This is a genomic window from Saccharothrix sp. CCNWYY140, assembly GCF_037401995.1.
GTDB lineage: Bacteria > Actinomycetota > Actinomycetes > Mycobacteriales > Pseudonocardiaceae > Actinosynnema.
Genome location: NZ_JBBEGC010000032.1, coordinates 1 through 22,061 on the forward strand (window position 1 = coordinate 1; position 22,061 = coordinate 22,061).

General features: G+C 70.9%; 23 protein-coding genes. 14 read left to right on the forward strand and 9 right to left on the reverse strand.

The genetic code is table 11. The features are described from left to right. Positions 1-241 precede the first annotated feature (241 nt). A complete protein-coding gene (locus tag WBN91_RS16820; protein WP_337725504.1) occupies positions 242-862 on the reverse strand; it encodes a cob(I)yrinic acid a,c-diamide adenosyltransferase in 621 nt (206 codons plus the stop codon). Between the two features lie 164 nt (positions 863-1,026). Here WBN91_RS16820 and murA point away from each other — a divergent pair, with 164 nt between their 5' ends. Further along, the gene (gene murA / locus WBN91_RS16825; RefSeq protein ID WP_337725503.1) at positions 1,027-2,286 is read left to right on the forward strand and encodes a UDP-N-acetylglucosamine 1-carboxyvinyltransferase; all 1,260 of its coding nucleotides are present in this window, start codon (positions 1,027-1,029) and stop codon (positions 2,284-2,286) included. On the opposite strand, the gene WBN91_RS16830 is transcribed toward murA, so the two are convergent. Then, positions 2,276-3,334, reverse strand: coding sequence for a molybdopterin-dependent oxidoreductase (locus WBN91_RS16830; protein ID WP_337725502.1), 1,059 nt, complete (start codon positions 3,332-3,334; stop codon positions 2,276-2,278). The genes murA and WBN91_RS16830 overlap by 11 nt on opposite strands. Then, positions 3,331-3,636, reverse strand: a complete 306-nt coding sequence (locus WBN91_RS16835; RefSeq protein ID WP_337725501.1) for a hypothetical protein — start codon at positions 3,634-3,636, stop codon at positions 3,331-3,333. Before WBN91_RS16835 ends, WBN91_RS16830 begins: the two co-directional genes overlap by 4 nt. Before the next feature lie 91 nt (positions 3,637-3,727). Between WBN91_RS16835 and WBN91_RS16840 the strand changes: the two genes are divergently transcribed. Further along, complete coding sequence (locus WBN91_RS16840; RefSeq protein ID WP_337725500.1) at positions 3,728-5,719, forward strand: protein meaA; 1,992 nt, start codon at positions 3,728-3,730, stop codon at positions 5,717-5,719. Between the two features lie 50 nt (positions 5,720-5,769). Here WBN91_RS16840 and WBN91_RS16845 read toward each other — a convergent pair whose 3' ends face one another. Continuing rightward, the gene (locus tag WBN91_RS16845; RefSeq protein ID WP_337725499.1) at positions 5,770-6,294 is read right to left on the reverse strand and encodes a cysteine hydrolase family protein; all 525 of its coding nucleotides are present in this window, start codon (positions 6,292-6,294) and stop codon (positions 5,770-5,772) included. Between the two features lie 71 nt (positions 6,295-6,365). Between WBN91_RS16845 and WBN91_RS16850 the strand changes: the two genes are divergently transcribed. Then, complete coding sequence (locus WBN91_RS16850; protein ID WP_337725498.1) at positions 6,366-7,331, forward strand: GlxA family transcriptional regulator; 966 nt, start codon at positions 6,366-6,368, stop codon at positions 7,329-7,331. 20 nt (positions 7,332-7,351) lie between these two features. Here WBN91_RS16850 and WBN91_RS16855 read toward each other — a convergent pair whose 3' ends face one another. Next, the gene (locus WBN91_RS16855) at positions 7,352-8,170 is read right to left on the reverse strand and encodes a hypothetical protein (RefSeq protein ID WP_337725497.1); all 819 of its coding nucleotides are present in this window, start codon (positions 8,168-8,170) and stop codon (positions 7,352-7,354) included. 56 nt (positions 8,171-8,226) lie between these two features. Between WBN91_RS16855 and WBN91_RS16860 the strand changes: the two genes are divergently transcribed. Together WBN91_RS16860 and WBN91_RS16865 are read left to right on the forward strand one after the other, a co-directional pair. After that, a complete protein-coding gene (locus WBN91_RS16860; protein ID WP_337725496.1) occupies positions 8,227-9,000 on the forward strand; it encodes an enoyl-CoA hydratase-related protein in 774 nt (257 codons plus the stop codon). 141 nt (positions 9,001-9,141) lie between these two features. Beyond that, entirely contained in the window at positions 9,142-9,603 is a 462-nt protein-coding gene (locus WBN91_RS16865; RefSeq protein ID WP_337725495.1) for an SRPBCC family protein, read from the forward strand. Positions 9,604-9,707: 104 nt separating this feature from the next. On the opposite strand, the gene WBN91_RS16870 is transcribed toward WBN91_RS16865, so the two are convergent. Genes WBN91_RS16870 through WBN91_RS16880 form a run of 3 tightly spaced genes read right to left on the reverse strand, consistent with a single transcriptional unit; the run spans position 9,708 to position 12,063 of the window. Next, positions 9,708-10,229: a GNAT family N-acetyltransferase gene (locus WBN91_RS16870; RefSeq protein ID WP_337725494.1), complete on the reverse strand. Its 522-nt coding sequence runs from the start codon at positions 10,227-10,229 to the stop codon at positions 9,708-9,710. After that, positions 10,226-10,762, reverse strand: coding sequence for an NUDIX domain-containing protein (locus tag WBN91_RS16875; RefSeq protein ID WP_170199741.1), 537 nt, complete (start codon positions 10,760-10,762; stop codon positions 10,226-10,228). The genes WBN91_RS16870 and WBN91_RS16875 overlap by 4 nt, the downstream gene beginning before the upstream one ends. Before the next feature lie 2 nt (positions 10,763-10,764). Continuing rightward, positions 10,765-12,063, reverse strand: coding sequence for an amino acid permease (locus WBN91_RS16880; RefSeq protein ID WP_443217739.1), 1,299 nt, complete (start codon positions 12,061-12,063; stop codon positions 10,765-10,767). Positions 12,064-12,180: 117 nt separating this feature from the next. On the opposite strand from WBN91_RS16880, the gene nucS reads away from it, so the two are divergent. The 5 genes from nucS to WBN91_RS16905 all read left to right on the forward strand — a co-directional run bounded on the left by nucS (position 12,181) and on the right by WBN91_RS16905 (position 16,640). Then, entirely contained in the window at positions 12,181-12,840 is a 660-nt protein-coding gene (gene nucS, locus WBN91_RS16885) for an endonuclease NucS (protein WP_337725492.1), read from the forward strand. 116 nt (positions 12,841-12,956) lie between these two features. Then, positions 12,957-14,924 carry a TIR domain-containing protein gene (locus WBN91_RS16890; RefSeq protein ID WP_337725491.1) on the forward strand — a complete coding sequence of 656 codons (1,968 nt, stop codon included), beginning with the start codon at positions 12,957-12,959 and terminating at the stop codon, positions 14,922-14,924. A gap of 112 nt (positions 14,925-15,036) precedes the next feature. After that, positions 15,037-15,801: an FHA domain-containing protein gene (locus WBN91_RS16895; RefSeq protein WP_337725490.1), complete on the forward strand. Its 765-nt coding sequence runs from the start codon at positions 15,037-15,039 to the stop codon at positions 15,799-15,801. A gap of 10 nt (positions 15,802-15,811) precedes the next feature. Then, complete coding sequence (locus WBN91_RS16900; protein WP_337725489.1) at positions 15,812-16,156, forward strand: hypothetical protein; 345 nt, start codon at positions 15,812-15,814, stop codon at positions 16,154-16,156. A gap of 295 nt (positions 16,157-16,451) precedes the next feature. Beyond that, positions 16,452-16,640 carry a hypothetical protein gene (locus WBN91_RS16905; RefSeq protein WP_337725488.1) on the forward strand — a complete coding sequence of 63 codons (189 nt, stop codon included), beginning with the start codon at positions 16,452-16,454 and terminating at the stop codon, positions 16,638-16,640. Here WBN91_RS16905 and WBN91_RS16910 read toward each other — a convergent pair. After that, entirely contained in the window at positions 16,630-17,250 is a 621-nt protein-coding gene (locus tag WBN91_RS16910) for a hypothetical protein (RefSeq protein ID WP_337725487.1), read from the reverse strand. The two genes, WBN91_RS16905 and WBN91_RS16910, sit on opposite strands and share 11 nt — an antisense overlap. A 133-nt stretch (positions 17,251-17,383) precedes the next feature. Between WBN91_RS16910 and WBN91_RS16915 the strand changes: the two genes are divergently transcribed. From WBN91_RS16915 to WBN91_RS16930, 4 genes are all read left to right on the forward strand, one after another. After that, on the forward strand, positions 17,384-19,069 hold the full coding sequence (locus tag WBN91_RS16915; RefSeq protein ID WP_337725486.1) for a sodium:solute symporter family protein: 1,686 nt from the start codon (positions 17,384-17,386) through the stop codon (positions 19,067-19,069). A 15-nt stretch (positions 19,070-19,084) separates the two neighbouring features. Beyond that, a complete protein-coding gene (locus tag WBN91_RS16920) occupies positions 19,085-19,345 on the forward strand; it encodes a hypothetical protein (protein WP_337725485.1) in 261 nt (86 codons plus the stop codon). An 88-nt stretch (positions 19,346-19,433) separates the two neighbouring features. Beyond that, positions 19,434-20,426, forward strand: coding sequence for a hypothetical protein (locus WBN91_RS16925; RefSeq protein ID WP_337725484.1), 993 nt, complete (start codon positions 19,434-19,436; stop codon positions 20,424-20,426). Positions 20,427-20,507: 81 nt separating this feature from the next. After that, a complete protein-coding gene (locus WBN91_RS16930) occupies positions 20,508-22,013 on the forward strand; it encodes an aldehyde dehydrogenase family protein (protein ID WP_337725483.1) in 1,506 nt (501 codons plus the stop codon). Positions 22,014-22,061 lie beyond the last annotated feature (48 nt).

Genomic DNA, 22,061 nt, shown 5'->3' on the forward strand with positions numbered 1-22,061 from the left:
CCTGCCGGAGGCAACCACGCTTTCCCCGTTTTCGCAACCGGTGAAGCGTGGTTGCAAAAACGGGGAAAGCGTGGTTGGGCTTCGCCCAGGCCGTACGGGGGAGAAACCGAGGCCCTTCCCCTGGGCTTGGGAGCCCCGTGAACCGCGCCTGCGGCGCGAAAAGCGCGCGGCCGGTTTGTGAGGTGGTGAAGTGGGCTTGCGGCTGCCGGAGCCTGTAGCTGCGTCGGAGTCGGAGCCGGAGCTACGCGTTTCCCTCGGCGTCAGCGTCAGCGTCGGTGTCAGCATCAGCGTCAGCGTTGCCGCCGGGCTGCCACAGGACGTCACCATCAGGGTTGGCGACCCGGGCGAGGATGAACAGCAGATCCGAGAGGCGGTTCAAGTACTTCGCCGCCAGCACGTTCGTCGCCTCGGGCTCCGCCTCGATCAACGCCCAAGTAGACCGCTCCGCCCGCCGAGCAATAGTCCGAGCCTGGTGCAGCAGAGCCGCTCCAGGCGTACCGCCGTTGAGGATGAACGACTCCAGCTTGCCCAACCTGCTGTTGTACTCGTCACACCACGCCTCCAGCCGGTCCACGTACTGCTGCGTGATGCGCAACGGCGGGTACTGGGGATCCTCGACGATCGGGGTGCACAGGTCCGCGCCCACGTCGAACAGGTCGTTCTGGACCTTGCGCACGACAGAAGCCACGTCCTCGGCCAGCGCACCCAGCGCCAGGGCCACGCCCAGGGACGCGTTGGTCTCGTCGCAGTCCGCGTACGCCGTGATCCTGGGCGAGGTCTTGGGGACTCGGCTGAAGTCGCCCAGGCCCGTTGTGCCGTCGTCGCCTACGCGGGTGTAGATCCTGGTGAGGTGAACCGCCATGCCGTGCACTGTAAGGGGCTCCGGGCACTGGCTTGATTCAGCGCATCCGTACGATTGCGGCGCAAACAGCAACGCAAGCACCAACGCAAGCACCAACGCGAGCACGTGCACGTGCACGAACACGAGCACGACCGCAAGCAACGACCGGATGAGGAGTTTCCTTGGTGAGCGAACACTTCCGGGTCCAGGGCGGTGCGCGGCTGGTCGGCGAGGTCGACGTCGTCGGTGCCAAGAACAGCGTGTTGAAGCTGATGGCGGCGGCACTGCTGGCCGAGGGCACGACCACCATCACCAACTGCCCCGAGATCCTGGACGTGCCGCTGATGGCCGACGTCCTGCGCAGCCTGGGCTGCGAGGTCACGCTCTCCGGGGACGTCGCCACGATCACCACGCCCAAGGAGCTCAACCACCGCGCCGACTCCGAGGCGATGGGCAAGCTGCGGGCCTCCGTGTGCGTGCTGGGGCCGCTGGTCGGCCGCTGCAAGCGCGCGGTGGTGGCGCTGCCCGGTGGGGACGCGATCGGGTCCCGGCCGCTGGACATGCACCAGAACGGGCTGCGCAAGCTCGGCGCGCACAGCGAGATCGAGCACGGGTGCGTGGTCGCCGAGGCCGAGGGGTTGCACGGCGCGCAGATCTGGCTGGACTTCCCCAGTGTCGGCGCGACGGAGAACATCCTGATGGCGGCGGTGCTGGCCAACGGCACGACGGTCATCGACAACGCGGCGCGCGAGCCGGAGATCGTCGACATCTGCGTGATGCTCCAGCAGATGGGCGCGAAGATCGAGGGCGCGGGCACGTCGACGTTGACCGTGCACGGCGTGGAGTCGCTCCAGCCGACCGAGCACCGGGTCATCGGCGACCGGATCGTCGGAGCCACGTGGGCGTTCGCCGCCACGATGACGCGGGGTGACATCACCGTGCGCGGCGTGAACCCGCACCACCTGGACCTGGTGCTGGAGAAGCTGCGCATGGCGGGCGCGGAGGTCACGACCTTCGACGACAACTCCTTCCGCGTCGTCCAGGACGGCCGGCCGCAGTCGGTGGACTTCGTGACGCTGCCCTACCCGGGGTTCGCGACCGACCTCCAGCCGTTCGCGATCGCGCTGTCCAGCGTGTCCGAGGGCACGTCGATGATCACCGAGAACCTGTTCGAGGCGCGGTTCCGGTTCATCGAGGAGATGGTCCGGCTCGGGGCCGACGCGCGCACCGACGGGCACCACGCCGTGGTGCGGGGCGTGGAGAAGCTGTCCAGCGCCCCGGTGTGGGCGTCGGACATCCGCGCGGGCGCCGGCCTGGTGCTGGCCGGGCTGTGCGCGGACGGCAAGACCGAGGTGTACGAGATCTTCCACATCGAGCGCGGCTACCCGGGCTTCGTGGAGAACCTGCGCAAGCTCGGCGCGACCGTGGAGCGCGTCACGGCCTGACGGTGACCGCCAGGCGCTGCGCCATGTTGTTGGCCATGCCCTGGCGGTTCCACGGCTGGTCGACGGGCTGGGTGCGGCCCTCGGCGTCGGTGGCCCGCACGCTCAGCTCGTGCTCGCCCGGGGTCGCCTCCCACACGTGCTCGAAGCGCCGCCACGCGTAGGGGTCGCCGGCCGGGTCGAGCTCGGCCTCGTGCCACACGCCGTCGACGCCGACCTCGACGCGGGCGATCGGCGCGAACCCGCACCACGCGCGGCCCTCCAGCAGGACAGGACCCGCGGTCACGAACCGGCGGCGGGTCATGAAGTCGGGGAAGCCGGGCGGGGCCAGCAGGGCCTTGGGCAGGATCCGCGTCACCGGCACGCCGTCCTCGTCGGCGTCCTGCTTGATCCGGTACGACACGGCCTGCTGGAAGCCCTCGAACCGGTGGTTCAGCGCGGCCACCGAGCGCAGCCACTTCACGTGCGCCATGCCGTACCAGCCGGGCACCACCAGCCGCAGCGGGAACCCGTGCTGCGGCAGCAGCGGACGGCCGTTCATCGCGTACACCAGCAGCACGTCCTCGCGCAGCGCCTCGGCCACCGGCAGCGCCCGCTGGTAGTCCTGCTCGACACCCCGGTCCAGGCCGTGGTCGGCGCCGGTGAACACGACGTCCACGGTGTCGGGCGGCAGGTCGGCCAGCAGCGGGGCCAACGGGGTCCCGGTCCACTCCGCGCACCCGACGGCCTCGTCCAGCCACGGCTGGCTCACCGGCCGCGGGTAGAGCTTGGCGCGGCCGTTGCCGGCGCACTCCAGCGTCACGCGGGCGGTCACGGCGGGCAGGGCGCGCAGGTCGTCGAGGGAGTACCGCCGGCCCAGGACGTCCAGCCGCCACGCGCCCGCGTCGACGTGCGGGATGTCGTAGTGGACCAGCAGGTAGTGCAGGCCCTCCGGGGTCACGTCGTAGCGCAGCGCCTCCAGGGGCAGCCCGTGGTTGCGGGCGGCGAGCCGGAGCTCGTCCAGGGAGATGTCCTCCTCGGCACCGGCGACGCGGGACAGACCGATCGTCATGGCGACCCCTTCAGCAGGAGCTTCGCGTCGGGCACGTCGGCGGGGAAGACCAGCAGGCGGTGCCCGGCGCCCCGGAGCACCACGGTGACCCTGATCCCCGCGTCCCGCAACCGGGTGGCCAGCACCTCCGCCGCCGCCGCGGTCGGCAGCACGGCCACCTCGACCAGGAGACCGAAGTCCTCGCCGGTGTGGTCGGGCACCGCGCGCCGGTCGTCGCCGAACGCCCACCGCAGCACGAGGGCCAGTCCCACGAACACCACGAGCAGCAGCGCGGTTTGGGTGAGCGCGGTCACGACACCCATGCTCCTCCGGGCTCGATTCAGTGGGCAACGCCACGCGCGGCGTGAGTTACTCGTCAGTACGCTACGGAGAACAACGTCGTAGGAGGCAGCCGTGCCGTATCCGGCCGACCGTGAGCGCGACCGCCCCTGGGTGATGCGGACTTACGCGGGGCACTCCAGCGCGACCGCGTCCAACGCGCTCTACCGCCGCAACCTGGCCAAGGGGCAGACCGGTCTGTCCGTGGCGTTCGACCTGCCCACCCAGACCGGGTACGACCCCGACGACGAGCTCGCCAAGGGCGAGGTCGGCAAGGTCGGCGTCCCGGTGAGCCACATCGGCGACATGCGGGCGCTGTTCGACCAGATCCCGCTGGGCGAGGCCAACACCTCGATGACCATCAACGCGACCGCCATGTGGCTGCTCGCGCTCTACGTCAGCGTCGCCGAGGAGCAGGGCGCGGACCGCGCGGCCCTGGCCGGCACGACGCAGAACGACATCATCAAGGAGTACCTGTCCCGCGGCACGTACGTGTTCCCGCCCGGCCCCAGCCTGCGGCTGATCACCGACATGGTGGCCTGGACCGTGGCGAACGTGCCGAAGTGGAACCCGATCAACATCTGCTCGTACCACCTCCAGGAGGTCGGCGCGACGCCGGCGCAGGAGATCGCGTACTCGATGTCGACCGCGATCGCCGTGCTGGACTCGGTGTTCGACTCCGGGCAGGTGCCCGAGGAGCGGCGCGGCGAGGTCGTCGCGCGCATCTCCTTCTTCGTGAACGCCGGTGTGCGGTTCGTCGAGGAGATGGCGAAGATGCGGGCGTTCGTCCAGCTGTGGGACGAGATCACCCGCGACCGGTACGGCATCGAGAACCCCAAGCACCGCCGGTTCCGCTACGGCGTGCAGGTCAACTCGCTGGGGCTGACCGAGGCGCAGCCGGAGAACAACGTCCAGCGGATCGTGCTGGAGATGCTCGCGGTGACCCTGTCCCGCGACGCCCGCGCCCGCGCGATCCAGCTGCCCGCGTGGAACGAGGCCCTGGGCCTGCCGCGGCCGTGGGACCAGCAGTGGGCGCTGCGCATGCAGCAGGTGCTGGCCTACGAGACCGACCTGCTGGAGTACGAGGACATCTTCGCCGGGTCGCACGTCATCGAGGCCAAGGTGGCGGAGATCGTGGCCGGCGCGCGCGAGGAGATCGACCGCGTGCAGGCGATGGGCGGCGCGGTGGCGGCCGTCGAGTCCGGGTACATGAAGTCGCAGCTGGTGTCGTCGCTGGCGGAGCGGCGGCGGCGGATCGAGGCCGGCGAGGACGTCGTGGTGGGCGTGAACAAGTTCGCCACCACCGAGCCGTCGCCGTTGCAGGCCGAGGGCGCGAACGCGATCGAGACCATCGACCCGATCGTCGAGCAGCACGCCGTGGAGGCCATCAAGGCGTGGCGGGCGGCCCGCGACAACGACGCCGTTTCGTCCACTTTGGACGCTCTGCGGGCGGCGGCGAAGACGGACGCGAACCTGGTCGAGGCCACCATCGCGTGCGCCAAGGCCGGTGTGACGACGGGTGAGTGGGCGTCGGCGTTGCGCGAGACGTTCGGCGAATACCGCGCTCCCACCGGGGTTTCCGCCGCTTCGGCGTCCGGCGAGGCGGGGGCGGAGATCGCCCGCGTCCGCGAGCGCGTGCGCACGACCGGCGAGGAACTGGGCGAGCGCCTGCGCATCCTGGTCGGCAAGCCGGGCCTGGACGGGCACTCGAACGGCGCGGAGCAGGTGGCCGTGCGCGCCCGGGACGTCGGCTTCGAGGTGGTCTACCAGGGCATCCGCCTGACCCCGGCGCAGATCGTGGCGGCGGCCGTGCAGGAGGACGTGCACGTGGTCGGCCTGTCCATCCTGTCCGGCTCGCACCTGGAGGTCGTGCCCGCGGTGGTCGACGGCCTGCGCGCGGCCGGCGCGGGTGACGTGCCGGTGATCGTCGGCGGCATCGTGCCCCCGGACGACGCGGCGAAGCTGGTCGACCGCGGCATCGCCCGGGTGTTCACGCCCAAGGACTACGAGCTGACCCAGATCATGGACGAGATCGTCACGGTGGTCCGCCAGTCGCGCGGCCTGTAGAACTCCCGGCTCCGGCGGGTGTCCTGCGACCCCGCCGGAGCCGGTCCACGTCAGCCGGTGATGTCCTTGGTGGACACGATCTCCGCGAAGCCGCCGCCGCGCAGGTTGGTCGCCGTGGTCTCGTAGAGCTGCTCCGCCGTCAGGCCTTCGAGGTCGAAGGTGAAGGTGGCGTCGAGGACGAGCTTCACCCGGTAGCCCAGGTTGCCGCCGACGCGGGCGGTGGTCTCGACGCACATGTTGGTCTGGATGCCGGCCAGCACGATGTCCGTGATGCCGCGGTTGGTCAGCCACGCGTGCAGGTCCACCTCGCCGTGGAACGCGGAGTTGACCTTCTTGCCGAACACCAGGTCCGGGGTGGCGCGGTCGAGTTCGGGTTTGAAGCGGTTGCCCTCGCCGCCGGGGGCCAGGGTCGAGCCGGGCCTGGTGGAGTTGTGCCGGACGTAGACCAGGGGACCGTCCCAGGAGTCCAGCAGCGCGGCGATGTTGGCCTCGGCGTCGGGGTTGTTGCGGCGGCCCCACACCGGGTCGTCGAATCCCCGTTGCACGTCGACGATGATGAGCGCGGTGTTCGTCATGGCGGCCAGTCTTCGCCGCGGTGCCCGCCCGGACGAGTGGCAGATCCGGCGCGATCCGGTACTTTCCTGCCATGCGCACGGTGGGAGTGCTGGTGCTGCCCGGCAGCCGGACGTTCGACATCTCGGTGGTCGGCGAGGTGTGGGGCGTGGACCGGTCCGACGCCGGGATCGGCCCGTTCGAGGTGCGGTTCTGCGCGCCGGGACGGGTGGCGACACCCCTGCACCCGGTCGGGCTGGTGCCGGCCACGCACGGGCTGTCCGGGCTCGCGGACTGCGACCTGGTGGTGGTCCCGGGGCGCGTCGACCCGTTGGCGGAGGTGCCGGGGTCGGCGGTCCGGGCGCTGCGGGCGTTCGACGGCACGGTCGCCGCGCTGTGCTCGGGCGCGTTCACACTCGCCGCCGCCGGCCTGCTCGACGGACGGGAGGCGACCACGCACTGGCGCCTGCTGGACGCCCTCGAACACGCCGCGCCGACCGCCACGGTCCTGCGGGACGTCCTGTTCACCGACGAGGGCCGCGTGCTCACGTCGGCCGGTGTCGTCGGCGGGCTGGACCTGTGCCTGCACCTGGTCCGCCGGGCGCACGGCGCGGACGTCGCCGCCGCGCTCGCCCGCCGCCTGGTCATGCCGCCGGCCCGGGAGGGCGGTCAACGCCAGTACGTCGACCCGCCCTTGCCGCACCAGCCGAACCGGGAGGGCATCGCGTCCACAGTGGACTGGGCGGTGGACCGGCTGACCGAACCGATCGGCGTCACCGACCTCGCCGACCACGCGGGCCTGAGCGAGCGCACGTTCCACCGCGTGTTCCTCGCCGCCACCGGCAGCACGCCCGGCCGGTGGCTCCAGAAGCAGCGGGTCCTGCTCGCGCAACGGCTCCTGGAGACCACGGACCTGCCGGTGGACCGGGTCGCCGAGCGGTCCGGGCTGGGCACGGCGGCCAACCTGCGGCGGCGGCTGCGGGCCGAACTCGGGGTCGCGCCCGACGCCTACCGCCGCACGTTCCGCGTCCCTGCCGCTTCGTTGACCACTGCTTCGTGACCACTGCTTCGTTGACTTGACTACTGCTTCGTGACGGCGACGACCCCGCCCTGCCCGTCCACCAACAGTCGGTTGCCCAGCGGCTTGGCCAGCTTCACCGGGTAGGGCTGCATGGTCAGCGCGAGCGTGCGCGGGCACTGACCCACGGTCCCGATGGTCCGCACGGTGACCGTCACCGACGTCGCCGACTCGGTCACCACGGGCTCGTTGCGCGCGGGCTCGTCGCCGGGGCACGGTTCGGGCGCCTTGGGCATCGACACGGTGATGTCCACGCCGGTGCCGCTCGCGTTGGTGGTCACCGCCGGCTGCACCTCCCCGAGCCTCCAGAACCAGTCGGGCGCGAGCGCGGGCATCGCCAGCACGCTGCCCGCCTCGGTGGTGAACCGCCACGCGGGCAGCGGCCACCGCCCCCGGTCGGTGCTGAACTCCGCCGTGCCGAACTCGGCGCTCACCAGCCGCACGGGAGCGTTCTGCTGCCCCTTGCCGCGTGGCGGCGCGCTCACCGCCTGCAAGGCGTCGGACATCGGCAGGAACGGCAGTTTCGACGTGCCGTCGGGCAGTTCGACGGGCGCGGCCTCCGGTGTGGCGGGAGGGGTGCCGACGAACTCGAACCCGCCTTCGGTCGCGCCCAGCTTCTCCTCGCCCGACTTGTACCCGTCCACCACCTCCACCCGCGACCCGAGGAGCACGATCGGCCGGGGCTTGGCGTCCACCGGGAAGTCGACCGGCGCGGCCTCGGTCGGCAGGACCGGTCCGGTGGCGGTGCCGGAGCCGGTGTCGGAGGAGGCGCACCCCGCCGCCAGCGACGCGGCCAGGGCGAGCACGAGCAGTCGTCTCATGACTCCAGGACGGAGTGCGCCGAGCGGGCGGTTGCACGCCGGACTACGGTCGGAACATGGCCGAGTACCAGCACATTCGCGTCGAAGAGGCGGACCACGTCGTCCGGATCACGATGGACCGCGCGAACAGGCGCAACTCGCTGTCCCACGACCACCTCGCCGAGCTGCTGGCGGCGTTCCGCGCGGTCGCCGGCACCGACGCGGTGGGCGTGGTGCTGGCCGCGGAAGGCCCGGTGTTCTCAGCCGGCCACGACTTCGCCGACGTGGCGTCGCGCGACCTCGAAGGCGTGCGCGACCTGCTGACCCTGTGCACGGACCTGATGCGCACGATCGAGTCCATCCCGCAGGTGGTGATCGCCCGCGTGCACGGCCTCGCGACGGCGGCGGGCTGCCAGCTCGTGGCGTCCTGCGACCTGGCCGTGGCGGCCGAGGAGGCCGGTTTCGCGCTGCCCGGCGGCAAGGGCGGCTGGTTCTGCCACACCCCGGCCGTCCCGGTGGCCCGCGCGATCGGCCGCAAGCGCCTGATGGAGATGGCCCTGACCGGCGACGTCGTCGACGCTCGCACCGCCGAGCAGTGGGGCCTGGTGAACCGCGTGGTCCCCTCGGCGGAGCTGGACGCGGCGGTCGACGACCTGATGCGCCGGGCAACCCGGGGCAGCCGCGCGAGCAAGGCGCTGGGCAAGCAGACCATCTACGCCCAGCTCGACCGGCCGGAGTCCGACGCCTACGCGATCGCGGTCGAGGTGATGGCGGCGGCCTCCCAGACCCCGGCGGCCAAGGAGGGCATGTCGTCGTTCCTGGAGAAGCGCCCGGCGAACTGGACCGACTAGCGGCGTGTCCGCCCGAACCGACCACGGCGGCGTCCGGTAACACGACGTCGGTGTTCGACGACTTGGTCAACTGGGCACGCACCCCGCGGCCCGCCCGTGCGGCGCTTCCCCGAAGTGCTCGCCACGCACTAGGAGACCACCGTGGCCCTGTCGCCGAAGTACTCCGTCTACCACTCAGCCGTCCTCGACGCCGACGCCGACGAGGTGTGGGCGAAGGTCCGGGACATGATGGTGCTGCTCGACATCGTGTTCGGCGAGGGCATCGAGAACGCGCACTGGACCCACGGCGGCTCGGCGAAGAAGGTCCCGTCGACCTTCGAGTTCACCCTCCTGCCCAACCACGACCTGGCCGTCGAGGAAGTAGCCGGCCGCTCGGAAACCGACCGCTCGCTCACCTACCGCTCGGTCGAGCAGGTGCTGTTCATCGTCGACTACGTGGCCACCTACCGGATCCGGCCGGTGACGAACGAACCGGGCCGCAGCTTCATCGACTGGGAGCGCGAGTTCCGCGTGGTCCCCGACGCGCCGGAGGGCTTCCTGGACGACCTGGAAGCCCTCTTCGTCCAGGAGATCGCGACCGTGAAGGCGCACTTCGCCGCCTGATGCCACTGGTCACGACCCGCTCATCGGCTGGGTGTCGACGGCGTCGAGGCACTGATCGGGCTCGGTCGCGGTGTCCGCGAACCCGGCCTTGGCGCCATTCTTGGTCAGACCTTCTTGTAGAACAGCGTCGTCGGCCGCAGCACGCCACCCGGGTCGGCGGCGTAGTCCGGGATCACGCCCGCCTCCGCCCACCCCGCCGACCGGTACAGCGCCTCGGCCGGCGACCCGGTCTGGGTGTCCAGCACCAGCAGGGACGCCCCGAGCGCCGCCGCGCCCTTCTCGGCGGTGGACAGCAGCTCGCGGCCCAGCCTGCGGCCCCGGAAGTCGCGGTGCACCAGCAGTTTCAGCACCTCGGCGCGGTGCCTGCCGTTGGGGATCGTGGTGGACGCCACCTGCACGGTGCCGGCGATCCGGCCGTCCACGCGGGCCACCCACACCACGAGCACCCCGTTGGCCACGGCCGCCGCCCGCGACTTCCACCACGCCACGGCGTGCGCGTGCGGCAGCGGGGCCAGGAAGCCCACCGACGCGCCGCCGTCGACGGCGTCCACCAGCACGTCCGCCAGGTCGTCGGCGAAGGCCAGGACGTCGGCGGACAGCAGCTCCTCGACCGCGATGCCGGTCACGGCTGGGCGTGCTCGTGCAGCAGGAGCAGGGTGTAGGCGGCGATGGACTGGGCGTCGGTGATGTCACCGCGCGCCACCATCGCCTCGAACTCCGCCCGCGGGAACCACGCCGAGCGCATGTCCTGCTCCTCGGGCTCCCGCTCGTGGAAGCCCTCGGTCAGCTCGGTGGCCAGGAACACCCGGCCGCGCTGGCTGGACATGCCCGGCGCCACGTCCAGCAGCCCGAGTTCCACGAGCTTCCCGGCGCGCAGCCCGGTCTCCTCGCGCAGCTCGCGCTCGGCCAGCGCGAGCGGGTCGGTGTCGGCGCGTTCCGGGGCGGTGCCCTGCGGGAACTCCCACCGCCGCATGCCCAGCGGGTAGCGGTACTGCTCGACCAGCCGCAGCCGTTCCCCGTCCAGCGGGATGACCAGCGCGTAGTCCGGCTTGTCCACCACGCCGTAGATGCCGGTCGTGCCGTCGGCGCGCCGGATCGGGTCCTCGCGGACCGTCATCCACGGGTTCGCGTACACCTCGCGTGATCCGAGGGTCTCCACGATCACTCTCCCTGTGCCAGCTGCGAGCGCCTGCGCCCGTAGGCGAAGTACACCACCAACCCCACCACGGACCAGATCCCGAACGCCAACCAGGTCACCGGGGCGAGCCCCGCGACCAGCAGCACGCACATCACCAGGCCCAGCAGCGGCACCACCGGCACCCACGGCGTGCGGAAGCCGCGCGGCAGGTCCGGCCGGGTCCGCCGCAGCACGATGACACCCACGTTGACCAGCCCGAACGCCACCAGCGTGCCGATGCTCGTGGCCTCCGCGAGCTGCCCGAGGGGCACCAGGGCGGCCGGCACCGCGACCACCACGCCGACGATGAGCGTGTTCGCGGTGGGCACCCGGCGCGCCCCGATCCGGGCGAACACCGGCGGCACGAGCCCGTCCCGGGACATCGCCACCAGCACCCGCGTCTGTCCATACAGGACGGTCAACACGACGGACGCGATGGCGACCACAGCACCCGCCGACAGCACGACCGACGGCCACGACGCCCCGGTCACGTGCTGGAGCACGGTGGCCAGCGAGGCGTCCGACCCCTCCAGCACACCGACCCCGACCGCGCCCACGGCGGTCAGTGCCACCAGCACGTACACCGCGGTCACGATCGCCAGCGAGATCATGATCGCCCGCGGCAGGTCCCGCTGCGGGTTGCGCGCCTCTTCCCCGGCCGTCGAGGCGGCGTCGAACCCGATGAACGAGAAGAACACCAGCGAGGCGGCCCCGGTCACGCCCGCGACCCCGGCCGGCGCGAACGGCGCGAGGTTCTCCTGCTGGAACCCGAACACCGCGACCACCACGAAGAACAGCAGCACGGCGACCTTCAGCACCGTGGTCACCGTCGTGACCAGCGCACTCTCCTTCGCCCCGCCCAAGAGCACGGCCGTGGCCAACAGCACCACGACAGCCGCCGGCAGGTTCACCACGTCCCCCGACAACGCGGCCGGCAACTGCACCCCGACCGTCGCGTCCAGGAACGCGTTGAGGTACCCGCTCCACCCCACCGCGACCGCCGCCACGGACACCCCGTACTCCAGCAGCAGGCACCACCCGCACACCCACGCCACCAGCTCACCCAGCGTGGCGTAGGTGTAGGAGTAGGCGGACCCCGACACCGGCACCGCACCCGCCAACTCGGCATAGGACAAGGCGGAGAACAACGCGGCCAACGCCGCCACGACGAACGACACCGCCACCGCCGGCCCGGCGACCGGCGCGGCCTGCCCGAGCACCACGAAGATCCCGGTGCCCAGCGTCGCGCCGACGGAGAGGGCGACCAGCGGGACCAGCCCCATCGTGCGCCGCAGACCGGTCGGGGCCGTTCGTTCCACGGGTTGGGTGCGAAGCAGTGACACGACGCCCGACGGTACCTGCCGGTGCCGCGCCCCCCGCACCCCGTAGCCTGTCCGACCGTGCGCCTCGTCATCGCTCGCTGCCAGGTCGACTACGTCGGACGCCTCACGGCCCATCTGCCGATGGCCCAGCGCCTGCTGCTGATCAAGGCCGACGGCTCGGTGTCCATCCACTCCGACGACCGGGCGTTCAAGCCGCTGAACTGGATGAGCCCCCCGTGCTGGCTCATCGAGGACCCGGACATGTGGGTCGTGCAGAACAAGGCGGGCGAAAAGCTCATCATCACCCTGGCCGAGGTCCTCCACGACTCGAAGCACGAACTGGGCCCCGAACCGGGTCTGGTGAAGGACGGGGTGGAAGCGGACCTGCAAAAACTCCTGGCCGAACACGTCACCACCCTCGGCGAGGGCTGGACCCTGGTCCGCCGCGAGTACCCCACGGCGATCGGCCCGGTAGACCTGATGTGCCGCGACGAGACCGGCGCGTCGGTGGCCGTCGAGATCAAACGCCGAGGCGAGATCGACGGCGTGGAACAACTGACCCGCTACCTCGACCTCCTCAACCGCGACCCCCTCCTGGCCCCGGTCCGCGGCGTGTTCGCGGCCCAGCAGATCAAGCCCCAGGCCCGCACCCTGGCCGAGGACCGCGGCATCCGGTGCGTGGTGTTGGACTACGACGAACTGCGCGGCATCGAACCGGACGAGTTCCGGCTTTTCTGATTCGAGCGCCATCGGAAGTGTCCGCGCGCCTCACCGGCTAGTGTGGCGACAGCACCCATAACGGTGTTTCCGCAATATTGCGCCTCCTGGTCCGGGGTGCGGTACGGAGGCGCTCCATGCAGTCGCACGACGATGTCAAGTACTACCGGGTGGCGATCGTCTCGTGCGACATCCGGCGGCATTCGGCGAGCGACGGCCCCGTCCAGGTCCTCCGGGTCCGCAAGATCAACCAGATCGTGCGGGACGCGATCGAGGCGGCTCCGCCCGGCGTGGTGGTGTGGTCGTCCGGCGGTGACGGCGGTCATGTCGTGTTCCGGCAGGCCGACTGGCAGCAACCCGTGGTGGACCTGGTGGCGGAGCTGCTGGCCTGGAGCCGGGCGGAAGGGGTGCCGCTGGACATCACGTGCCACGCGGGCGAGGTGTGCGACATCGTCGGGGCGGACCGCCGGGTCCAGCTCGTCGGCGCGGGCATCAACTACGCGGGTTGGTTGCTGGAGCAGATGCGCCTGGACCACGTGGTCGTGTCCGAGGAGTTCCGCCGCGGGTTCGACGCGGTGGAGACCGTCCCGCCGGTGCTCTTCCACGACGAGCGGGCGGTGCCCAGTCGCGATTTCCCCACTTATCTCCTGTCATTGATGACCCTCGACGGGACCGAGGCCGAATGGCCGGTGGAAATGCGCGGCGAATTGGCCCGTCTGAACCATTCGCCGACTCCCGTCGACGACGGCGACAGCTGGGAGCTGCTGTACCTGGCCAAGCGGATCTGGCAGATGAACTCGGCGGACAAGACCCTCACCGCGAAGCTGCGCCCGGTGGCGGGCAACCTCTGGTACCGCGACCCCAACGACCAGATCCGCAAGGCCAACCCCTTGCTGAGCAGGCTGAAACCCGAGGAGCTCGCGGCGGTCGTCCGCCTCGGGCAGCTGGTCGAACGGCGCGAGGGCGAGGTGATCTGCCGGTACAACGATCCCGGCGACTCGTTGTTCGTGATCCTCCGCGGCCAGGTGGGCGTCTACAACTCGGAGGGCAAGGGCTACCAGGGCGAGGCGGCGCCCCGGTACCACCACGGCCCGGGTGAGATCGTCGGCGAGCTGGCGTTCGCGCTCGCCCGCAACCGCACCGCCGACCTCGTGGCCCTCACCGACGTCGCGATGCTGTCGTTCAACAACGAGGACCTGCGGTCCAGGCTGCTCGGCGACGACGTCGACAAGTCCGCGGTCGAGCAGTTCCAGGCCTACATCACCGAGCGCATCCTGGAGCACGTCAGCGACAACGTCACCTACCTGCTGGGACCCGAGCACGACGGCCCGTTGAGCATCGGACCGGACGCCGACGACGACCCGTTGCAACCGCTGCGCCGGTATTGCGAAGTCGTTCCCCTGACCGCCTTCGAAGTCTCGCTGGACAGCATCGAGGTGGCCGGCAGCGGGGCCAAGGGCATCTGCATCCTGGTCTCCGGCGAGATGCGCGCCGCCGACGACACCGAGCTGTACGGCAAGGACTTCCCCGTCCTGTGGGCGGACCTGCCGAAGTTGGAGTTCGAGCCGGTCACCTACACCAACCTCGACCGATCGGCGAAGGTGCTGCGGATCGACGCCAAGGGCGTGGACAACCTGAGCCCCCGCCAGCACGACGCCCTGTTCCGGGAGTTCCCCAAGGCGCTCGGACGGCAGAGGTCGCGGTACAGCCACGACGTCTTCCTGTGCCATGCGAGCGCGGACAAGCCGGTCGTGCTGGAGGTGCGCCGACTCCTGGAGGAGCGCGGCATCCGGTGCTGGTACGACGACGTCGACCTGCTGCCCGGCGATCGGGCGATGAGCGCGATCGCCGAGGCCGTGCGCAACAGCCGTTGCCTCCTGGCGTTCGCCAGCCCGGCGTTCCTGAAGTCGAAGTGGACGAAACTGGAGGTGGAGATGTTCAGCCACCCGGAGGTCAAGTCGCAGTTCCCGCGGTCGATGCACGTGCTCGTGGTCGACGACGACCTCGACCCCCGGCAGTTGCACCCCGTGCTCGAAGGGATCAAGCGCGTCCACTACTCCAGACCGGGCGACCTGGAGCGGCTGGTGGCCGTGCTCATGCCTTGATCCAGGCAGCGCCCCCGTCACTCGAACGGGTGATGGCGTCGCCTTCTCGTATCCGGGTGGTTCGAGATGCCCCTTCTGGTGCAGCGGATTGTGCTGACCGGCGGAGGGCGTCATGGCGGCTCGGCTCGTGGTGGTGAGGCCCGCCTCGTTGAAGGGGGCGGCGTTCGTCGTGGCCGCTGAGCGGGCCGTCGTGGGGCGGTCGGGTGCGGTGGACATCCGGATCCCCGACCGCTCGGTCAGCTCGTGCCACGCGGCGCTGGTGCGGCGGGGTGGGCGGGTCGTGGTCGAGGACCTCGGGTCCACCAACGGGACCGCCGTCAACGGGACCACCGTGTCCGCGGCCCGGCCGCTGGCCAACGGCGACGTCGTGGGGTTCGGCGGCGTCGAGCTGCGGTTCGAGGAGTCCTACGACGGCACCGCCACCGGGCTGTACGAGCCGGTCCGCGCACCGCACGGCGCGCACTTCGAGATCCCCGAGCAGCGGGCGGACGTGATCAACAACGTCGGGCGCGACCAGTACGTCCTGCACCAGCGGGACGGGTTCCTGCGCGAGATCGCCGCCACCCGCACCCGGGCCACCCGGCTGATCTGGATCGGCGCGGTGCTGATCGTCGTCGGGGGTGGCGTGTTCGCGGCGATGGTCCTCAGATTCATGAGCGACCTGAGCCTCCCCACCCTGCCGGAGGAGCCCGGCGCCATGCCGGACTTCCAGTTCGACTTCATGGGACCACGGGTCGGCGGCATCCCCGTCGGGCTCGTCGGCTGGGCGGTCTGCGGCATCGGCAACGTGCTGCTGATCGCGGGGATCGTGCTGCACGTCGTCGCCACCGCCCGCAAGCGCAAGGTCGACCAGCGTTACCCCGTCCGCCACCACTGAGGAGGCCGCAATGGCCATCAACATCGGCAGCCAGCACGCCGGAGTGATCAACAACGCCGAGGGGAACCAGACCGTCAACATCGGCAACGCCACCTACAACGCCCTCGTCGACCGGGTGCGCGAGGAACTGCGGAACGTGCCCCTGCCGCCCGCCGTGCGCGCCGAGGTGGGGGCGGAGCTCGACGCCGTGGGTGCCGACCCGGCCGAGGCGGTCGGGCGCGTGGGCCGGGTCGTCGGACTGCTCCGGTCGGCGGGCGCGCTGGCGGGCGCCGGGAGCGGCCTGGCGTCGGCGTTGTCCGCATTGATCGGGTCCTTCGGCGCGTTGGGCGAGCCGCTCGCGGCAGTGCTGCCGTAGACATCGGCCGTTCGGGCGCGTGGCAGGGTGAATTCGGCGATATACGCTTTACGCCCCGCTGGAAATCACCCCTGGAGCGTCCGCTGTGCGCAGACGAAGACGAAGATCCGGCTGGTTTGCGTTGATCTTCTTCGGCGTTCTCCTCGGGTCCGGTTGTGTCGCCGAGGACACCCTTCCTCCGCTCGTGCAGAGGTCCAGTTCCACCGTTGTCTCGCCCGCCCACCTCGCGGCGCTACCGTTGTCCGGCAAGGCCGGTGGTGAGGTGCGGCTCAGTGGTGAGGGGTATCCCGCTCACGTGCGAGTCGTCTTCACGTTCCACGGGCAGCGGGTCGGGGACGCCACCACCGACGCCGCCGGGCGGTTCGTCGACATCGCCGTGAAGGTGCCGGAATCATTCGGTGATTCCACGCCCGGCGCGCAAATCCTCATCGGCGCCACCGCCGGTCCGATCTACGCGGAAACACCGTTCGTGCTCACCCGGTAACGCTCGAACTCGGCCAGGTCCACGTGCGCGGTGACCAGACCCGCGTCGATGCGGCCCGGGTACACGCGGCGGTCGGTCCACTGGCGGAACGCGATGCCGTCGCGCAGTGCCGACGCCGGGCCGTGCAGGACGTAGCCCGCTGCCGCCTCGCGGGCCAGTAGCGGGTGCACCAGGTCGGGTGGGGGGCGCACCAGGTGCGCTCGAAACCGGCCACCGACGCCGCGCCCTCCAGGTACTCTGCGGCCAGGGACGCGGGCACCCCCGGCACGGTCGAGAGCACGAACACCAGCGGCAGGTGGTCGGGGTAGTCCTCGGACGCGGCGTCGGTCACGGCGGCCAGCGCGTGGCCGTATCCGGCGTCCCGGCCGCCGCGCGCGTCGGCCTCGCCGAGCCGGTGGTAGAGCAGCACCAGTCGCCCGGCCGCGCGGTGCCGCGCGAGCGCGCCCGGCTGGTGGGTCACGCAGCGGGGGTTCGCCGGGTAGCCGACGGGCCGGAACAGGAACCGCAGGTCGTAGCCGCCGGCTCGGGTGTACTGGGCCAACTCCCACGGCATGAGCTCGCGGGCCGTGTAGTCGACGCCGTACGCGGTCGCTTCACCTGTTGGGGTCACGCCCGGGACTACGGGGTTTGAGCCTGGGTAGTTCAGATCGGCGAGATCCACTCCGGTGCACTACGGTCGGCTGATCGGGTGTGCGGTAGTGTCCGATGTTGTTTGAGATTGTTGAATGGGGAGGTGGGCGACGGTGCCCGTGCTCGCTGGGGCGGACCTCCGGCTCGACGCCGGTCCGCTGGACTACGCGCTGCTCGCGGTGTACTTCGCGTTCGTGCTGGGCATCGGTTTCCTGGCCCGCCGCTCGGTGTCCTCCAGCCTGGACTTCCTGCTCTCCGGCCGCTCCCTGCCCGCGTGGGTCACCGGCCTGGCCTTCATCTCCGCCAACCTCGGCGCGATCGAGCTGCTCGGCATGGCGGCCAACGGCGCGCAGTACGGCATGGCGACCGTGCACTACTACTGGATCGGCGCGATCCCGGCGATGGTGTTCCTCGGCCTGGTGATGATGCCCTTCTACTACGGCTCGAAGGTCCGCAGCGTCCCGGAGTTCCTGCGCCGCCGCTTCGGCAAGGGCGCGCACCTGGTCAACGCGCTGAGCTTCGCCGCCGCCCAGGTGCTCATCGCGGGCGTCAACCTGTACGCGCTGGCGTTCCTGCTCAACCTCATGCTGGGCTGGCCGATCCCGCTGTCGGTGGTCATCGCGGCGGCCATCGTGCTGACCTACACGACCCTCGGCGGTCTGTCCGCCGCGATCTACAACGAGGTCCTCCAGTTCTTCGTCATCGTCGCCGCGCTGCTGCCGCTGACCATCGTCGGCCTGCACAAGGTCGGCGGCTGGCAGGGCCTGGTGGACAAGGTCACCGCGGGACCCGGCGGGGCCGAGCAGCTCTCGGCGTGGCCCGCGACCGAGCTGACCGGCATCGCCAACCCGGTGCTCAGCGTGATCGGCATCGTGTTCGGCCTGGGTTTCGTGCTCTCGTTCGGCTACTGGACGACCAACTTCGCCGAGGTGCAGCGCGCGCTGTCGGCCAAGAGCATGTCCGCCGCCCGGCGCACGCCGATCATCGGCGCCTACCCCAAGGCGCTGATCCCGTTCGTGATCATCATCCCGGGCATCATCGCGGCGGTCGTGGTGCCGGAACTGGCCGCGCTGAAGGCCGGTGACGGCAGCTCCGGCATCGTCTACAACAACGCCCTGCCCGCGCTGATCGGCGAACTGCTGCCCAACGGCATGCTCGGCATCGCGATCACGGGTCTGCTGGCGTCGTTCATGGCCGGTGTGGCGGCGAACGTGTCCTCGTTCAACACGGTCTTCACCTACGACCTGTGGCAGGACTACGTCCGCAAGGACCGGCCCGACGAGTACTACCTGCGCGTCGGCCGGCTGGCCACCATCGGCGGCACGGTGGTCGCCATCGGCACCGCGTTCCTGGCCGCCGGCTACGGCAACATCATGGACTACATCCAGGCGCTGTTCTCGTTCTTCAACGCGCCGCTGTTCGCCACGTTCATCCTGGGCATGTTCTGGAAGCGCATGTCCGCCGCCGCCGGCTGGTCCGGCCTGGTCGCGGGCACGTTCGCCGCCGTCGTCGTGTTCGTGCTCGCCGAGACCGGCGCGGTGGACCTGCCCGGCCAGGGCGCGAGCTTCGTCGGCGCGGGCGCGGCGTTCGTGGTGGACATCGCGGTCAGCGTCGCGGTCACGCTGGCCACGCGGCCGGTGCCGGAGGAGAGGCTGGTCGGGCTGGTCTGGAGCCTGACGCCCAAGGAGGACCGCCGGCACTCGACGACCGGCGAGGACGCCGGCTGGTACCGCTCGCCGGTGCTGCTGGGCGTCGGGGTGCTGGTGCTGACCGTCGTCCTCAACATCGTCTTCGGCTGACCGGGAGGGATCGACATGGTGCGCAAGGCCGGTCTGTTCGACCTGCGGCTGGTGATCGCGATGCTGTTCGCGGTCTACGGGGTGGTGCTCGTCGTGGTCGGGCTCGGGTTCACCGAGGACGCCGATCTGTCCCGCGCGGACGGGCTCAACATCAACCTGTGGAGCGGCATCGGGATGGTGGCGCTGGCCGCGGTGTTCGCCCTCTGGGGGTTCCTGCGGCCGGTGGTCGTCCCCGACGACGTCGACGGCGACGTCGAGCCGGGTGACCAGGTGTGACCCAGCGCGTCGCAGCGAGGCCGTTCGGCACAGCCGAACACTAGGGTTCCCGCCACGGATGGCGCAGTCGATCGCTACCGTGCACCACGTGCATCGACTCGTCGCCGTCCTGTGCGCGCTCCTCGTCGTCGCCGGCTGCGCCGGCACCGACCTCGCCAAGCACAAGCCGTACCCGCGCTCGACCGTGAAGGCGAACGCGGAGGCGGTGTCCGAGTCGGGCACCCAGCCCACCACCCCCGCCGACGGCCGGCCGGTCGAGGCGGCCTTCGCCCCGGACAAGCTGCGCCTGGTCGACCCGTGCGAGCTGCTGGACCGGAAGGTGCTGGAGCAGCTCGGCAAGCCCGGCCAGGTCTCCGCGACCGGCTTCAGCCGCTGTTCCAACTTCATGGAGGACGGGTCGGGCAAGGACCTCGCGGTCACCATCGAGGTCGGCCAGACCATGACCACCGAGCTGAAGAACGCGGACAAGACCCTCGGCGGCCTCAAGAGCCACGAGCAGACCCTCGACAACGACGCCTGCTTCGTGTCGGCCATCACGCAGGAGAAGCCGCCGCTCGGCATGACCGTGCAGATCGGCTACAAGGACGCCGACGCGTGCGCCCCGGGCCGCAAGGTCCTGGAGGCGGCGCTGAAGACCGTCCGCGAGCGCGGCGCGGTCCGTTCCCCGGCGAAGGACTCGCTGGTCACCCTGGACCCGTGCGTGCTGCCGGACAAGGCGGTGGTGGACGCGGCGGTGACCGCGTCGAGCCGCCAGTACCCGTACGGCCTGCACAGCTGCTCGTGGGTGGCCAACGACCGGGAGCTGACCTTCGACCTGCGCTCGACCTTCGTCCCCAAGGACCGGAAGTTCGACGACAACCAGACCGAGGTCGACCTCGGCGGCGGTGTGAAGGCCTACCAGGTGAACAGCACCGGCGCCTTCCCGTCGTGCTCGGTGCGGTGGGTCCAGCGGATGGACTCGGGCGACGACGGCGAGGTCGTGGAGGTCAAGTCGGCGGGCGCGAAGAAGTACGAGTTCGACCGGTGCGCGGCGGCGGTGGGCTTCGCCAAGGGCGTGCTGCCCAAGCTCCCCAAGGCGTGACCTCTGCTGAACGGGGGCTGACGGGACCGCTTGATACCCGTTACTCTCCAGTAACACCTTCGCGCACCTTGGAGGGCCTCCATGACGCAGACCGCTCCCACGACTCCGCTGCGGGCCGAGGACGAGCAGAAGCGCTTCGCCTCGCTCGACCCGCGCACGGGTGAGGTGATCGCCCACCACCCCGTGCACGGCGAGACGGAGGTGCGGGCGGCCGTCGAGCGCGCGCGGACGGCCGCGGCCTTCTGGGACGAGCTCGGGTTCGACGGACGCAAGGCCCGGCTCGACGCTTGGCGGAAGGTGCTGGTCAAGAGGCTGGACGAGTTCCAGTCGCTGATCAGTGCGGAGACCGGCAAGTCCGCCGACGACGCGCGCACCGAGTTGGCGCTGGTGATCGACCACCTGCACTGGGCGGCGAAACAGGCCCCGAAGGTGCTCGGCAAGCGGCGGGTGTCGCCGGGCATGTTGATGTACAACCACTCGGCGTCGCTGGAGTACCGGCCGCTGGGTGTGGTGGGCGTGATCGGGCCGTGGAACTACCCGGCGTTCACGCCGATGGGGTCGATCGCGTACGCGTTGGCGGCCGGGAACGCTGTGGTGTTCAAGCCCAGTGAGTTCACGCCCGGTGTCGGCGTGTTCCTGGAGGACACGTTCGCCGAGGTCGTGCCCGAGTACCCGGTGTTGCAGGTGGTGACCGGGTTCGGTGAGACCGGTGCGGCGCTGTGCGCGGCCGGGGTGGACAAGCTGGCGTTCACCGGGTCCACGCCGACCGGGAAGAAGGTCATGGCTGCCTGCGCGGCGACGCTGACCCCGGTGCTGGTGGAGTGCGGCGGCAAGGACCCGCTGATCGTCGCCGAGGACGCGGACGTGCCCGCCGCCGCCGAGGGCGCGGTGTGGGGCGGGATCTTCAACTCCGGGCAGACGTGCGCCGGCGTCGAGCGGGTCTACGTGGCCGACGCCGTGTACGACGAGTTCGTGAAGCTCGTGGTGGACAAGGCGAAGAAGCTGCGGCCCGGCGGCGAGCCGGGCGCGGACTTCGGGCCGATCACCATGCCCAAGCAGGTGGACGTCATCCAGTCGCACGTCGCCGACGCGCTGGACAAGGGCGGCAAGGCGCTCGTGGGCGGGCTGGAGTCGATCCGGCCGCCGTACGTCGAGCCGATCGTGCTGGTGGACGTGCCGGACGACTCCACGGCGGTGACCGACGAGACGTTCGGGCCGACGCTGGTGGTGACCCGCGTGGCCGACGCCGACGAGGCCGTCCGCAAGGCGAACTCGCTGGCCTACGGCCTGGGCGCGACCGTGTACTCGCGCAACCGGGGCGAGGAGATCGCGGCGAAGCTGCGCTGCGGCATGGTGTCGATCAACTCGGTGCTGGCGTACGCCTCCGTGCCGGGGCTGCCGTTCGGCGGGGTCGGGGACTCCGGGTTCGGCCGCATCCACGGCGAGGACGGCCTGCGCGAGTTCACCTACGCGCACTCGGTGACCCGGAAGAAGTTCGGCGGACTGCTCAACCCGATGACCTACGAGCGCGGCGCGCGCACCATGCGGCACGTGCTGCGGCTGGTACGGGTCCTCTACGGCCGCTGAGGGTTTCCGACCGGGCCGTTCCCCCTCGGGTGGGGTAGGAATGTGGTG

Bases quoted from the DNA above. Each gene is read 5' to 3' on its own strand.
- WBN91_RS16820 (WP_337725504.1), bottom strand. From the start codon at position 862: ATGGCGGTTCACCTCACCAGGATCTACACCCGCGTAGGCGACGACGGC.
- WBN91_RS16830 (WP_337725502.1), bottom strand. From the start codon at position 3,334: ATGACGATCGGTCTGTCCCGCGTCGCCGGTGCCGAGGAGGACATCTCC.
- WBN91_RS16835 (WP_337725501.1), bottom strand. From the start codon at position 3,636: ATGGGTGTCGTGACCGCGCTCACCCAAACCGCGCTGCTGCTCGTGGTG.
- WBN91_RS16845 (WP_337725499.1), bottom strand. From the start codon at position 6,294: ATGACGAACACCGCGCTCATCATCGTCGACGTGCAACGGGGATTCGAC.
- WBN91_RS16850 (WP_337725498.1), top strand. From the start codon at position 6,366: ATGCGCACGGTGGGAGTGCTGGTGCTGCCCGGCAGCCGGACGTTCGAC.
- WBN91_RS16855 (WP_337725497.1), bottom strand. From the start codon at position 8,170: ATGAGACGACTGCTCGTGCTCGCCCTGGCCGCGTCGCTGGCGGCGGGG.
- WBN91_RS16860 (WP_337725496.1), top strand. From the start codon at position 8,227: ATGGCCGAGTACCAGCACATTCGCGTCGAAGAGGCGGACCACGTCGTC.
- WBN91_RS16880 (WP_443217739.1), bottom strand. From the start codon at position 12,063: ATGGGGCTGGTCCCGCTGGTCGCCCTCTCCGTCGGCGCGACGCTGGGC.
- WBN91_RS16890 (WP_337725491.1), top strand. From the start codon at position 12,957: ATGCAGTCGCACGACGATGTCAAGTACTACCGGGTGGCGATCGTCTCG.
- WBN91_RS16895 (WP_337725490.1), top strand. From the start codon at position 15,037: ATGGCGGCTCGGCTCGTGGTGGTGAGGCCCGCCTCGTTGAAGGGGGCG.
- WBN91_RS16900 (WP_337725489.1), top strand. From the start codon at position 15,812: ATGGCCATCAACATCGGCAGCCAGCACGCCGGAGTGATCAACAACGCC.
- WBN91_RS16920 (WP_337725485.1), top strand. From the start codon at position 19,085: ATGGTGCGCAAGGCCGGTCTGTTCGACCTGCGGCTGGTGATCGCGATG.
- WBN91_RS16930 (WP_337725483.1), top strand. From the start codon at position 20,508: ATGACGCAGACCGCTCCCACGACTCCGCTGCGGGCCGAGGACGAGCAG.